Raw genomic sequence first — 13,286 nt, 5'->3', positions numbered from 1 at the left:
AACGCAAGACTTATAGCAAAAAGGAAGAGCATGCTCTTCCTTTTTTACGTTTGATACCTAATGACGACGCCGGAGGCGCTAGTAATATCTGTCACTACCGCCATGCAGTTGTGGATCATCTTCTATTTCATCAAAGCTAACGGCGAGCTGCTGTTCAGTCCCTTGTTTGGACAACAATACTGTCTCTGCTTCATGATCGACCACTAATATCGTACCGACGCCTTGTTGGCACTCAACAACCATGCCTTTACGGATTCGACTCGCTTCCATCATCTTCTCCTTCACTACGTGGTTTTATTCGACCATTTTTACGAAGTTGAGAAATCAAGGATCAAAAAAGCCGATCAAAATGATCGGCTTTCTTCTTATATAGGCTTTCTAGATTACTTTGCGAATTCAACACCAATGTTGATGTCGCCATTTAGTGTTTCTAGCATACCGTCTAATGCAGACTTTTCGTAATCGCTGAGTTTGCCGTAGCTTAGTACTTCTTCAACGCCTTCTTTACCCAGTTTCACAGGTTGCGCGAAGTACGTCGCGTGTTCGCCGTCGCCTTCAACGTAAGCGCACTCAACTACGCCTTCTTCACCTTGAAGAGCACGAACCAGAGACAGACCAAAGCGACATGCAGCTTGGCCCATTGATAGTGTTGCACTACCACCACCCGCTTTCGCTTCTACAACTTCAGTACCTGCATTTTGAATACGTTTCGTTAATGCTTCTACTTCTTCAGCTGTAAACTCAACACCTTCCACTTGAGACAGTAGAGGTAAGATCGTTACGCCAGAGTGACCACCAATTACTGGCACGCGAACGTCACCTGGATCTTTGTCTTTTAGCTCAGCAACAAACGTTTCTGAACGGATAACATCCAACGTTGTTACACCAAATAGACGACGCTTATCATAAACACCCGCTTTTTTAAGAACTTCAGCAGCAATTGGCACTGTTGTATTTACAGGGTTTGTGATGATACCAACACAAGCTTTCGGACAAACAACCGCAATCTTCTCCGCTAGCGATTTAACGATACCAGCGTTTACATTAAATAGATCCGCACGATCCATACCTGGCTTACGCGCAACACCAGCAGAAATTAGCACAACATCCGCGCCTTCTAGTGCTGGAGTAGGATCTTCACCAGCGTAACCTTTGATAGAAACTGGCGTAGGGATGTGGCTAAGATCAGCGGCCACACCAGGAGTTACTGGAGCAATATCATATAGGGCTAGATCAGAACCAGCAGGAAGACGGTTCTTAAGTAGAAGGGCCAGGGCTTGACCGATGCCACCAGCGGCACCAATAACGGCTACTTTCATGTAGTTCTCCTTGAGAGTATTTCTCTTATAAACGTATTCGTAGGGTAGTTTGTAACCAACTTAAATAAAGCTATCGGAATCACAACTTGATTACAATCAATTAACGCTAGCTTTGCGACCTCGCGCAACTCGCTGTTACCGTGCTACAAATGGGGCTTGGATTATTCTTTTATTCTGTTGAAATGACAAGGAATTCAAGAAAACAGATACAGCCCTACTTCAGCGCGCTAAAGAATTCTATGTGGTATATAGTTTACAGTGACGCATCTAACATAATCCTGGGACTCTTTGGCACCGCCTGAATATATATGCGAGAATATGCAAAATTGCTGACCCGTAATAAGAGATTTGTAATGACTATGCGCAATTCAGAAAAACAAGACAACTTAGTTCGCGCCTTTAAAGCCCTGTTAAAAGAAGAAAGCTTTGGCTCACAGGGCGAGATTGTTGACGCACTCAAACAGCAAGGGTTTGAGAGTATCAACCAATCTAAAGTCTCACGTATGCTGACTAAATTTGGCGCCGTCCGTACGCGCAATGCAAAAATGGAAATGGTTTACTGTCTTCCTGCTGAGCTAGGTGTCCCAACAGTCAGCAGCTCTCTGCGTGAACTGGTACTAGACATCGATCGTAATGCAGCGTTAGTGGTAATTCACACCGGCCCAGGTGCAGCACAGTTGATTGCTCGCTTGCTTGATTCACTCGGTAAATCCGAAGGTATTCTTGGCGTTGTCGCGGGTGACGATACCATTTTCATTACGCCAACCATGGCAATTACGACTGAGCAACTCTTCAAATCAGTGTGCGAGCTGTTCGAATATACTGGTTAAGTTCTATAAAGCTTCAATCAGCTAACTCATTGTGGGTTATAAAAGAAGTCTCATTTTGTAGCCCATAATTTATGTAAATTTTTTGCTTACTCCGCTCGTTCTTTAACCACCCATTTTGTGATTAACATCACGCAATTGATCTTTTTCATTTCAGTCACTAAACGTTAATTAAGTAATTGTTATAAAAAGAATTAAATCACAAATTGAATCCTATCCCCTGATACAAAATTCAGACTTATCAACTATAACATTTAACAATTGGATAATTTTCTGCCAATTTTTTGTTATGATTCGCTCGCTTTTTCAAACGATTGGATTGAAAAAGGTGCCGTTTCCAAATAGGAAACTCCAGAAGTGATTTATGGTTATTTCCGGGTAAATAATGAATATAAGGAAGGGAAATTCATGGCATTTAACAAACTTCTCAAAGTAGGCGCTATCGCTGCAGCCGTAATGGGCGCAGGCGCAGTTAACGCTCAAGAGTTTATTACCATCGGTACTGGCTCTGTGACTGGTGTTTACTACCCAACTGGTGGTGCTATCTGTAAGTTGGTAAATAAAGGTCGTAAAGACCACAACATCCGTTGTTCAGTAGAATCGACTGGTGGCTCAATTTACAACGTTAACACTATCCGTGCAGGCGAATTAGATTTTGGTATCGTGCAATCGGATTGGCAGTACCACGGCTACAACGGTACGAGCAAGTTTGAAGAACAAGGCCCGTACAAGAAGCTACGCGCAATGTTCTCTCTTCATACAGAACCTTTCAACATCATTGCGCGTGCAGATTCAGGTATTGAAAACGTTGAAGACCTGAAAGGTAAGCGAGTAAACATCGGTAACCCAGGCTCTGGTGACCGTGCAACGATGGGCGTTGTCATGGAAGCGATGGGTTGGACAAACGACAGCTTCAAATTGGCGTCTGAGCTAAAAGGCTCTGAACGCTCTCAGGCACTTTGTGATAACAAAATTGACGCCTTCATTTACATGGTCGGCCACCCGAACGGTTCAATCAAAGAAGCAACCACATCATGTGATGCGAAGCTAGTTTCAGCAACAGGCCCTAAAATCGATAAAATTGTTGCCGACAACCCATACTACGCCTTTAGCTCAGTACCGGCTGGTATGTACCGCGGTACAGACAAAGACGTAAACAGCTTTGGTGTTGCAGCAACAATGGTAACGACCTCTGATGTTTCAGACGATGTCGCTTACAACGTGGCAAAAGCTGTGTTTGAAAACTTTGATACCTTCAAACGTCTACACCCTGCATTCGCAAACTTGAAGAAAGAAGACATGGTGAAAGCTGGTCTTTCTATTCCTCTTCACCCAGGTGCAGAAAAATACTACAAAGAAATGGGTCTAATTAAGTAATTACCTCAGACTCTACATACAGGCAGGAAAGAATATTTTCTGCCTGTTTGAGCATACAGGTTGTAGCACGTTCTAACTGTATGCTTCATTCGCCAGTTTTCTTCTGAAAACTGCGAGCTCATACCCAAGAAAACTTAAACGCCGCCTAACAGAGTATCCAACAATCAACACTTTGAGTTCAGGCAGCAAAATACTCGAAAGCAAACTTCGCTCCATTCACTACACTGATAGAGGCGAAGTGTGGTTCTCGATAAAAATCAGACAGGACCATCAATAATAAGGAAAAAGTACATGGCGACGAATCAAGCTCCGTCACAAGATGTGCAAGAAATGGTGGCTCAGGCAGACACAGGTGCACGTAGCCCTTCGGGAATGCAAGGACGAATCCTTTGGTTTGTTCCTCTGTGTTGGTCACTATTTCAATTATGGTACGCATCCCCGTTACCATTTATTTTCAATTTTGGCGTACTGAACGACACGGAAGCGCGATCTATCCACCTTACTTTCGCGATCTTTTTGGCTTTCACTGCTTATCCAGCGATGAAGAATTCTCCTCGCGATCATATCCCTCTTGTTGATTGGATACTCGCGTTGGCTGGCAGCTTTTCAGCAGCCTATATATACCTTTTTTATACCGAGCTAGCAGGACGCTCAGGCGCACCGACAACGGTTGATATCGTTGTTGCTGTTATCGGTATGATCCTCCTTTTAGAAGCAACACGCCGAGCTCTTGGTCCACCATTGATGGTCGTGGCTGCTGTTTTCCTTACTTACACCTTTGCAGGCCCTTACATGCCTGACGTTATCGCACACAAAGGGGCAAGCTTGAACAAGGCCATGTCCCACTTGTGGCTAACAACAGAAGGCGTATTTGGGGTTGCGCTAGGTGTTTCTACCTCTTTTGTCTTCTTGTTTGTATTGTTTGGAGCAATGCTGGAACGCGCTGGTGCTGGTGCTTACTTCATTAAAGTTGCCTTCTCGTTACTTGGCCATATGAAAGGTGGTCCAGCTAAAGCGGCCGTTGTTGCATCAGGTTTATCTGGTCTGGTTTCTGGTTCTTCAATCGCAAACGTAGTAACAACTGGCACCTTTACGATTCCACTGATGAAGCGTGTTGGCTTTCCCGGCACAAAAGCGGGTGCGGTAGAGGTAGCGGCTTCAACCAATGGTCAGTTAACACCGCCAATCATGGGTGCAGCAGCATTTTTGATGGTGGAATACGTCGGTATCTCCTACGTTGAGGTGATTAAAGCTGCCCTACTTCCAGCGCTAATCTCTTATATTGCTTTAATTTACATTGTTCACCTTGAAGCATGTAAAGCAGGCATGACGGGCCTTCCTCGTCGCCACAACCCAACACTAGTACAAAGTCTGCTGTCCTTTACTGGCACAATCTTAGGATTATGTGTGATCAGCGCATTGGTTTACTACGGAGTGGGTTGGACAAAGGACGTCTTTGGTGATGCCGCGACACCAATTGTTACCGTCGCACTATTAATCGCGTACGTTGGGTTGGTGAAAGTCTCAGCAAATCACGTGCAAGATGGCGCAATTGAGATTGATGCAGAATTAACAGAAGTACCTGATCCTGGCCCAACCGTTAAGTCAGGCTTGCACTACCTACTCCCTATCGTCGTATTGGTTTGGTGTTTGACTGTCGAACGTTTCTCACCTGGCCTTTCGGCATTCTGGGCAACGGTGTTCATGATTTTCATTTTGCTTACTCAACGTCCGTTGATTGCACTGCTGTCAAAGCAAGGTGACATGCTTCAGCAAACCAAAGATGGCTTTGTCGATCTTGCCGAGAGCTTAGTTTCTGGTGCGCGCAATATGATTGGTATCGGCGTTGCAACCGCGGCAGCGGGCACCGTTGTTGGTGTTGTTACACTAACGGGTATCGGCCTAGTGATGACCGACTTCGTCGAGTTTATCTCTGGTGGCAGCATCATTCTTATGCTGCTCTTTACCGCCATCATTAGCTTGGTTCTGGGGATGGGTCTGCCAACAACGGCGAACTACATCGTGGTCTCTACGCTAATGGCGCCGGTTATTGTTACGCTCGGCGCAGCGCATGGCTTAATTATTCCGTTGATAGCGGTGCACTTGTTCGTTTTCTACTTTGGTATTTTGGCCGACGATACCCCACCTGTAGGCCTTGCGGCTTTTGCAGCAGCAGCAATTGCGAAATCAGATCCAATTCGTACCGGTATCCAAGGTTTTACTTACGATATTCGAACCGCTATTTTGCCGTTCATGTTTGTGTTCAATACCCAGCTATTGTTAATGGGGATCGACTCTTGGTGGCATTTGGCACTCACGGTCATCTCATCGATCATTGCAATGCTGATTTTCTCTGCGGCAACTCAAGGGTGGTGGTTCACGCGTAACAAGTGGTGGGAAACAGTCCTATTATTAGTACTGACGTTTTCGTTTTTCCGTCCAGGTTTTTGGTGGGACATGCTGTACCCAGCGAAAGTTCTTTCTCCTGGCGTTGAGGTAGCTCAAATCACGGAAACACTAAATGTAGGAGAATCATTGGAGTTACGTGTTGCCGGTGAAAACCTTGAGGGCGACTACATTGAGAAAACGGTTCGTCTTCCATTCGAAGACAGTGCGACAACAGCAGACGCACGTATTTCATCTATGGGTCTGATGCTGACCGAAAGTGACAACAAAATGATTGTCGATATGGTTGAATTTGGTAGTCCAGCAGAGTCCGCAGGTATCGACTTTGATTGGGAAATCAAGTGGGTTATCCAGGATGCAGACCGTCCGATGAAAGAGTGGGTGTTTGTACCATGCTTAATGATTTTGCTGGTGCTTGCAATGAACCAAAAACGTCGTGCTCGTAAGGAACAATTGAGCGCATAACCGATTTGGCCCCGAGGATAAAGGGGCCTTAATGAGAGACATTGAATGTACAAACAAATTCTTGTTCCGGTTGATCTAAATGACCAAGGCTTTTCAGACCGAGCGGTTGAACTAGCGGTTTGGCAGGCAAAGCAAGCAAATGCTCAAATCCATCTTCTGACGGTACTACCTGGTATTCACATGTCGATGGTTGCCACATACTTTCCGAAAGATGCTGCGGCCAAAATGAAGCAAGACGTGAAGCAGCAACTAAAAACTTTCGCTAATGAGCATATTGCTGAAGATGTGGTTTACCAAGTGCATGTTGCTGAAGGCAAGGCCTACGCGACCATTCTTGATTATGCAGAACGTTTAGGCGCTGATCTCATCATTATGCCAAGTCACAAGCGCTCTAAAATCAATAAAGTAATGCTTGGCTCTGTCGCGAGTAAGGTTGTGGAATATTCTCCAATCAATGTGATGGTCGTAAAACCGCAAGGCTAAGTAAATACAGAAACGAAAAAGGACGCTAACATTAGCGTCCTTTTTATATTAAACAAGTAAGGGTTATGCCATCATTGGGTAATCGGTATAACCTTCTGCTCCACCCAAATAAAAGTGTTCTGGTTTCGCCTCATTAAGAGGTGCATTTTTCTTAAATCGCTCAACTAAATCTGGGTTTGCGATAAAGGGAACGCCAAATGCGACCACATCAACTTTGTTTTCTGCAATTGCTGTTGCCGCTTCTTGTGCACTGTAGCCCACGTTCGCCATTAAGTGACCTTGATAGTTTTCGCGTGCTGGCTTGAGAACATCTGCTTTTTGTACGCCTTTCAGATCCGCACGCATCACGTGCCAATAAGCAAGATCGAAAGAATTAAGTTGCTCTGCTAAGTAACGCACCAAGCCAACTGGATCACTGTCTTTCATGTCATTAAATCCATTTAGCGGAGATGTGCGCAGACCGACTCTTCCAGGTCCCCATACCTCAACGACTTCTTTCACTATCTCAAGTAAAAATCGAGCACGATTTTCAACCGAGCCACCGTATTCATCGGTACGTAAATTTGAACCGTCACGAAGGAAGTTATCAATAAGATAACCATTGGCGCCATGTATCTCGACCCCATCAAAGCCGGCTTTCTTGGCGTTTTCTGCACCTTGTTTAAACCCCGCAACAATGGAAGCTATCTCATCCACTTCGAGTGCTCGTGGTACCGTATATGCTTGCTTACCCGAAGGGGTATGGACTAATTCATCACGAATGGCCAATGCGCTCGCCGCTACAGGTGTTTTTCCTTCATTCAGATCAGGATGACAAGCTCGTCCCGCATGCCAAATTTGCAGTACAATCTTACCGCCTCTCTCATGAACCGCATCCGTTACCTTTTTCCAAGCTGCGATTTGCTCTTCGCTGTAAATGCCCGGCTCTGCCATGAAAGCAGACGTACCTTCCATCACCATGGTGCATTCAGCAATGATAAGTCCGGCACTCGCACGTTGAGCGTAGTATTCAACCATAAGGTCATTAGGAATATGGTCCGCACCAGCACGAGCTCGCGTTAAAGGCGCCATAATGGCACGGTTATCTAATGCTAATTGACCGAGTTCGATAGGAGAAAATAAGTCTACAGAGTTGGACATGTTGTTTACCTCAAATGACAATAACTTGATGGCTAAGGATGAGATGCCAGACTATAATCAGATTAATATTGAAACAATATGGATAATTGAAAGTGATTGTTCGCAATTTAGAAACAATTGACTTTAGAACGCTTTCTATCTTTGTCACAAGCTGTCGACTACTGAGCTTAACCAAGTGCGCGCTGGAGTTAAACCTACCAAAATCTACTGTTAGCAAAGCCATAACCAAACTCGAACAACACTTTGAAGCCAAACTCCTAGAGCGCACAACCCGAAAGTTAGTGATCACCGAAGCTGGCCAAATGGTTTTAGAGCGTGCTGCAAGCTTAGTTGAGGAATTCCACTCAATTGGCCATGACGTTCAGGAGATGGAACAACAGATCCAAGGCCGGCTGCGGATTTCCGCGCCACCAGCGTTGGATGCGTATATGGCGGAGCACATCTTTTTGCCATTTTTAAAACAATGGCCAAAAGTACAAATTGCGTTAGAAGCATCGAACGATTTTGTTGATCTGTTTTCACACGGCTTTGATATGGCAATTCGAGTCGGTCAGATAGTTGATGATCGATTGATCGCAAAAAAATTAGGCTATACCACTCGAGTCCTGGCTGCTAGCCCTGAGTATTTAGCTGAGTTCGGCGTACCTGAAACGCCAGAAGATCTGACAAAACACAACTGTTTGAGGTATCAATATGTTTCAGAAATAGGGCCTTGGACGCTGATCTCACACGATAATACCGTCAATGTTTCAATAACCAGTAACTTCTCAAGTACAACTGTAGAAGCAATATTGAAAGGCGCACTTAAAGGACTAGGCATCGCTAACTTACCTGTGCAGAACATGACGCAAGAGCTAGAAAGTGGCACCTTAGTCAGAGTGTTACCGCAATGGCACACGGTACCAATGCCTATTTATTTAGTCTATCGTCCTGGAGCAAACCGCCCACGGCGTGTACAAGCAATGATTGACCATATCATGAGCTTAAGATCTCAATTTGAATTTGGACCTCGGCATGGTTTGTGTTGCGGAGAAGCATAACCTAGCAACTATCAGGCACTAGCATGCTGCTCGGATAAATGCCGCAAGCTTCTCACTAGCATGCTGTTCACTCAATGCAGACATATCACCCGCGGCTTCCACTTTACCATCTGCCACAAACACAAAGTGGCTGGCAATCGCTTTGGCATCGCTTAAATGGTGCGTGACCATCAATACGGTTATTCCCCGCTCTGCTGCGAGTTTTTTTACCAAGCTCAGCATCTCTTCACGCAACACCGGATCAAGCGCCGAGAACGGCTCATCCAATAGCCACATGGGATGAGGCTGAACAAAACAACGCGCTAAGGCAACACGTTGACGCTGGCCACCAGAAAGATGCTCTGGCAAACGGTCGAGGTACTCTGCAACACCAACTTGCTGCGCGGCTTGTTCAATCTGACGATTTTGGTCCACCGTAAGCTTTAGCCCTGGGTGTAAGCCCAAACCGATGTTGTCACGCACCGATAAGTGAGCAAACAAATTGTGCTCTTGGAACAACATAGAGAACGGACGCAGATAAGGCTCTTTACGCACAATGGACTCACCATCAACACAAATATCACCACGGTCAGGATGGATGAATCCTGCCACCAACGCCAGCAAGGTTGACTTCCCTGCCCCACTTGGTCCCATCAGCGACACAATCTGTCCTTGCTCAATCGTTAAGTCAAAACGAAACAGTTCACGTTGGTAGGTGTACTGCACATCATCCAACACTAACATTACGCTCTCTCCTTCGTTTTCAATACTTTCTCAATCAAGGCAAAACAGCCCACACTCAACAACAATAGGGTCACCGATACCACCGCAGCCGCGTCCATCTGATAACTGCCAAGCAACTGGAATAAATACAGAGGTAAAGTGCGGAACTCTTGTCCACCAAACAGTGCGATGGCACTTAAATCCCCTATTGCAAACATAAAGCTGATCGCAAACGCATGTGCAAACGGCTTGCGTAGCGCCTGCCACTCCACCACTTTAAACCGTTGCCAGCCACGCATGCCTAAGCTGGCACATACATACTGATACTGTTGTTCAATGTGCAGCATTGGCTGCGCTAGCGTTTTGATCACGTAAGGCAAAGCCATCAAACCGTTCACCAAAATCACGACAAAAAATGCCAAGCTAAAAACATCGGTAAATGCGCGCAGTAGTAAGAATAAACCGGTGCTAATCACCAGACCTGGAGTCACCAAAATAATGGTGCCGATTAACTCTATCTGATCGGCTCGCGTGTTTTTGTACTGCAACCGCCAACGGCGACTGGTCAATAGTATGGACACCCCTGCAGCGACCGCAAGCGCGCTAGCGACACAGGCGACTTTGAGGGAGTTCAATAGCGCAAACCAAAAACGCTCATCGGTTAATACTGTCCAAACTTGTTGGTTGATGCCACTCAGTAACACCATCAATAACGGCGGTATTACCAGTAAAAAGGCACCTATGATCCAAAAGCTATCCCAAGCTTTTGACCACCCATGATCCTTCGTTAAATATTGCTGTACCGATGTGCTTCCAGCACTGATAGAAACAGGCCTTGTTAACTTCTGCACACCAATAGCAAGCAGTCCACATAACAGCATCTGCCACAGCGCCAATAACGCCCCAGCTTGTAAATCAAAATCAAACTTAATCGCTTGGTAAATGGCCAATTCAATGGTGGTGGATTTTGGCCCGCCCCCCAACGCCATTACAGTGGCAAAACTGGTAAAGCACAACATAAACACCAACCCACAAACGTGGGGAAGCTGCTGCCTTAAACGCGGCCATTCTACCCAGCGAAACTTATCCCAATGGCTCATCCCAAGATGCGCGCAAAGCTTATGCTGCTCGGCAGGAATAGACTCCAAGGCTTGCAGAAGCAATCGTGCCGCGTAAGGTAAATTAAAGAACACATGGGCGAGTAAAATGCCGTTCAAACCGTAAATAGAGAATGGCAGTTTAGTGTCGAAACTTTGCAACCACTGCGCCAACAAACCACTGTTGCCATAAATCGCTAACAGCCCAAAAACACCAACCAAAACCGGCAAAACCAGTGTCGATGCAAACAGCTTAAGCAGTAATGATTTACCAATAAATTGGCGACGCGAAAGTGCGTGCGCTACTGGAATGGCAAAGCCAACACTGAGCAATGTGGAAAGAAACGCTTGGTAGAAACTGAACTTGGTGACATGTTGATAGTACGGGTCGCCCCATACCACAGACACATCAAGTGAAGGGGCTTGAACAATCAAAGCACCTAGGGCAGAAATAACAAAGGTCGCGATGATCATCGCGACCCCTAAACCTATTTTTGGAACAGAATTCAAAGGTAAAACCTATCTCATTCAGATGAGGGTGGAAACGTCAGCTAAAACGTCAATGCGCTTTGCCATTCGCGAATCCAAGACTTACGCATTTTTGCCACTTCATCAGCACTAAAGCTCAACGACTTGCTTGGAACACTCAAAGTTTCAAAACCTTTAGGTAACTCAACGTCAGTGACTGGGTACATCCAGTTACCCGTTGGCATCGCCGATTGGAACTCATCACTTAAAATGAAACTCATAAATTGATCAGCAAGTTCTGAGTTTTTTGCCCCTTTCACTTTGGCGGCTACTTCAACTTGCATGTAGTGGCCTTCAGCAAAATTCGCCGTAGCAAACTTCGAATCGTTTTCCGCAATTAAGTGGTACGCAGGTGAAGTGGTGTAAGAAAGCACTAAATCGGACTCACCATTGAGGAACATAGAATACGCCTCAGACCAACCTTTCGTGACCGTTACGGTTTTGCTCGCTAGCTTCTGCCACGCTTGCGTCACATCGTCGCCATAAATAGATTTCATCCATAGCATTAAGCCTTGGCCCGGCGTTGAAGTCCGCGGATCTTGGTAAATCACTTTCAGATCGTCGCGCGTTTCCACCAGCTCTTTCATGCTTTTCGGCGGATTAGCCAGTTTCTCTTTGTTGTACACAAACGCGAAGTAGCCGTAATCGTACGGTACAAACGTCGTGTCACTCCAACCGTTTGGTAACACTGTATTGGACGTATCTACATTGTGCTCGGCAAGCAGACCGGTTTTCTTCGCTTCTGCCATCAGATTGTTATCCAAACCTAATACGATGTCCGCTTTGCTATTACCGCCTTCAAGACGAAGACGATTCAGAATCGACACACCATCGTCCAACGCTACGAAGTTAACGTCACAGCCACATTTTGCTTCAAAAGCTTGCTCGATTTTAGGACCCGGCCCCCAATCTGCGGCAAAAGAATCGTAGGTATAAATAGTTAATGGGTTTTCAGCAGCAAACGCTGAAGTTGAAGTAATTACAGCTAGGGCAATCAGATTTAGAGTGGGTTTCACTGCTCGCTCTCCATGAGTATTTCAGAGAAATAAGTTGAGCGGCACAGGGTTTGAGGCGGCTATTAAGGACTTCCAATATCCAGACTCAATTCCTACGCCAGCATTATCTGGTTCAGGTAATACGGGTCCCTAGTTAAACACTTAGGTCTCAGCGCCCCAATGCATTGATTGACTCAATGCTAAATGGGTTTGCTCCCCGATGAGTTGGATGGATTGTAAAGGTATTTGAGTGGTTACACAATCAGCTCACGAGCGCTGGTCATAACCCCAACGAGGCACCAAACCTTGCTCAATACCTAAGTGGTCAAGAATTCTCGCCACCATAAAATCCACTAAGTCTTCAATACTCTTTGGCTGATGATAGAAGCCTGGAGCTGCTGGCATGATGGTGACGCCCATTTGCGACAGTTTGTGCATGTTCTCCAGATGTAGCGTTGAAAATGGTGTTTCGCGAACCACGAGCAACAGCTGCCCGCGCTCTTTCATTACCACATCAGCGGCCCGCTCGATCAAGTTATCTGACATACCATGCGCAATCGCTGCAACGCTTCCCGCAGAACATGGGCAAACCACCATTTGCTTTGGTGCAGCAGAACCAGACGCAACCGGTGAGAACCAGTCATCTTTACCGCAAACGGTGATGTTATTTCGATTGCAGTTCAGGTGCTCTACCAATGCTTGCTGCGCCGCTTCTGGGCCACTTGGTAGCTTAAGATTATGCTCGGTTGCCATCACAACACGAGCCGCCGAAGAAATCAGAACGTAGACATGATAATCCGCCGCAACCAAGCATTCTAAAAGACGAAGGCCGTAGGGAGCACCAGAAGCACCCGTTAATGCCAACGTGATGGCTTTTTTATGAGAGGGTTGTGTTTTGTTTTGCATA

The 13,286-nt window shown here is 45.8% G+C and carries 12 protein-coding genes and 1 riboswitch; of the genes, 5 read left to right on the top strand and 7 right to left on the bottom strand.

Translation table 11 applies throughout. The features are described from left to right. Positions 1-78 precede the first annotated feature (78 nt). Both R7R78_RS08255 and mdh read right to left on the bottom strand, forming a co-directional pair. Entirely contained in the window at positions 79-270 is a 192-nt protein-coding gene (locus tag R7R78_RS08255; protein WP_005379661.1) for a hypothetical protein, read from the bottom strand. Positions 271-383: 113 nt separating this feature from the next. Then, positions 384-1,319 carry a malate dehydrogenase gene (gene mdh / locus R7R78_RS08250; RefSeq protein WP_005379660.1) on the bottom strand — a complete coding sequence of 312 codons (936 nt, stop codon included), beginning with the start codon at positions 1,317-1,319 and terminating at the stop codon, positions 384-386. Between the two features lie 359 nt (positions 1,320-1,678). Here mdh and argR point away from each other — a divergent pair, with 359 nt between their 5' ends. The 4 genes from argR (at position 1,679) to R7R78_RS08230 (ending at position 6,877) form a co-directional block, all read left to right on the top strand. Beyond that, positions 1,679-2,149 (top strand): transcriptional regulator ArgR, encoded by a 471-nt coding sequence (gene argR, locus R7R78_RS08245; protein ID WP_005379659.1) that lies wholly within the window; start codon positions 1,679-1,681, stop codon positions 2,147-2,149. A gap of 405 nt (positions 2,150-2,554) precedes the next feature. Beyond that, positions 2,555-3,523, top strand: coding sequence for a TAXI family TRAP transporter solute-binding subunit (locus tag R7R78_RS08240; RefSeq protein WP_005379657.1), 969 nt, complete (start codon positions 2,555-2,557; stop codon positions 3,521-3,523). Between the two features lie 291 nt (positions 3,524-3,814). Next, on the top strand, positions 3,815-6,394 hold the full coding sequence (locus R7R78_RS08235) for a TRAP transporter permease (protein ID WP_005383099.1): 2,580 nt from the start codon (positions 3,815-3,817) through the stop codon (positions 6,392-6,394). A 45-nt stretch (positions 6,395-6,439) separates the two neighbouring features. Next, positions 6,440-6,877 carry a universal stress protein gene (locus R7R78_RS08230; protein ID WP_005379654.1) on the top strand — a complete coding sequence of 146 codons (438 nt, stop codon included), beginning with the start codon at positions 6,440-6,442 and terminating at the stop codon, positions 6,875-6,877. A gap of 63 nt (positions 6,878-6,940) precedes the next feature. Here R7R78_RS08230 and R7R78_RS08225 read toward each other — a convergent pair whose 3' ends face one another. Further along, positions 6,941-8,017 (bottom strand): alkene reductase, encoded by a 1,077-nt coding sequence (locus R7R78_RS08225; protein ID WP_225473406.1) that lies wholly within the window; start codon positions 8,015-8,017, stop codon positions 6,941-6,943. A 92-nt stretch (positions 8,018-8,109) separates the two neighbouring features. Here R7R78_RS08225 and R7R78_RS08220 point away from each other — a divergent pair, with 92 nt between their 5' ends. Beyond that, the gene (locus R7R78_RS08220) at positions 8,110-9,057 is read left to right on the top strand and encodes a LysR family transcriptional regulator (protein WP_005379650.1); all 948 of its coding nucleotides are present in this window, start codon (positions 8,110-8,112) and stop codon (positions 9,055-9,057) included. Positions 9,058-9,075: 18 nt separating this feature from the next. On the opposite strand, the gene thiQ is transcribed toward R7R78_RS08220, so the two are convergent. From thiQ to R7R78_RS08200, 4 genes are all read right to left on the bottom strand, one after another. Beyond that, positions 9,076-9,780 (bottom strand): thiamine ABC transporter ATP-binding protein, encoded by a 705-nt coding sequence (thiQ, locus tag R7R78_RS08215; RefSeq protein ID WP_005379648.1) that lies wholly within the window; start codon positions 9,778-9,780, stop codon positions 9,076-9,078. Next, complete coding sequence (gene thiP / locus R7R78_RS08210) at positions 9,780-11,366, bottom strand: thiamine/thiamine pyrophosphate ABC transporter permease ThiP (RefSeq protein WP_140367199.1); 1,587 nt, start codon at positions 11,364-11,366, stop codon at positions 9,780-9,782. Before thiP ends, thiQ begins: the two co-directional genes overlap by 1 nt. Before the next feature lie 41 nt (positions 11,367-11,407). Next, the gene (gene thiB / locus R7R78_RS08205) at positions 11,408-12,400 is read right to left on the bottom strand and encodes a thiamine ABC transporter substrate binding subunit (RefSeq protein ID WP_215810562.1); all 993 of its coding nucleotides are present in this window, start codon (positions 12,398-12,400) and stop codon (positions 11,408-11,410) included. Between the two features lie 72 nt (positions 12,401-12,472). Further along, a riboswitch (TPP riboswitch) is annotated at positions 12,473-12,609 on the bottom strand. A gap of 37 nt (positions 12,610-12,646) precedes the next feature. Beyond that, positions 12,647-13,285 carry a flavin prenyltransferase UbiX gene (locus tag R7R78_RS08200; protein ID WP_005379640.1) on the bottom strand — a complete coding sequence of 213 codons (639 nt, stop codon included), beginning with the start codon at positions 13,283-13,285 and terminating at the stop codon, positions 12,647-12,649. Position 13,286: the final 1 nt, after the last annotated feature.

It is taken from the genome of Vibrio sp. 2134-1 (genome assembly GCF_033339495.1).
The sequence above is the reverse complement of the archived record's forward strand: the minus strand, read 5'-3'. Positions and strand labels throughout refer to the sequence as shown.

Bases quoted from the DNA above. Each gene is read 5' to 3' on its own strand.
- R7R78_RS08255 (WP_005379661.1), bottom strand. From the start codon at position 270: ATGGAAGCGAGTCGAATCCGTAAAGGCATGGTTGTTGAGTGCCAACAA.
- mdh (WP_005379660.1), bottom strand. From the start codon at position 1,319: ATGAAAGTAGCCGTTATTGGTGCCGCTGGTGGCATCGGTCAAGCCCTG.
- argR (WP_005379659.1), top strand. From the start codon at position 1,679: ATGCGCAATTCAGAAAAACAAGACAACTTAGTTCGCGCCTTTAAAGCC.
- R7R78_RS08240 (WP_005379657.1), top strand. From the start codon at position 2,555: ATGGCATTTAACAAACTTCTCAAAGTAGGCGCTATCGCTGCAGCCGTA.
- R7R78_RS08235 (WP_005383099.1), top strand. From the start codon at position 3,815: ATGGCGACGAATCAAGCTCCGTCACAAGATGTGCAAGAAATGGTGGCT.
- R7R78_RS08230 (WP_005379654.1), top strand. From the start codon at position 6,440: ATGTACAAACAAATTCTTGTTCCGGTTGATCTAAATGACCAAGGCTTT.
- R7R78_RS08225 (WP_225473406.1), bottom strand. From the start codon at position 8,017: ATGTCCAACTCTGTAGACTTATTTTCTCCTATCGAACTCGGTCAATTA.
- thiQ (WP_005379648.1), bottom strand. From the start codon at position 9,780: ATGTTAGTGTTGGATGATGTGCAGTACACCTACCAACGTGAACTGTTT.
- R7R78_RS08200 (WP_005379640.1), bottom strand. From the start codon at position 13,285: ATGCAAAACAAAACACAACCCTCTCATAAAAAAGCCATCACGTTGGCA.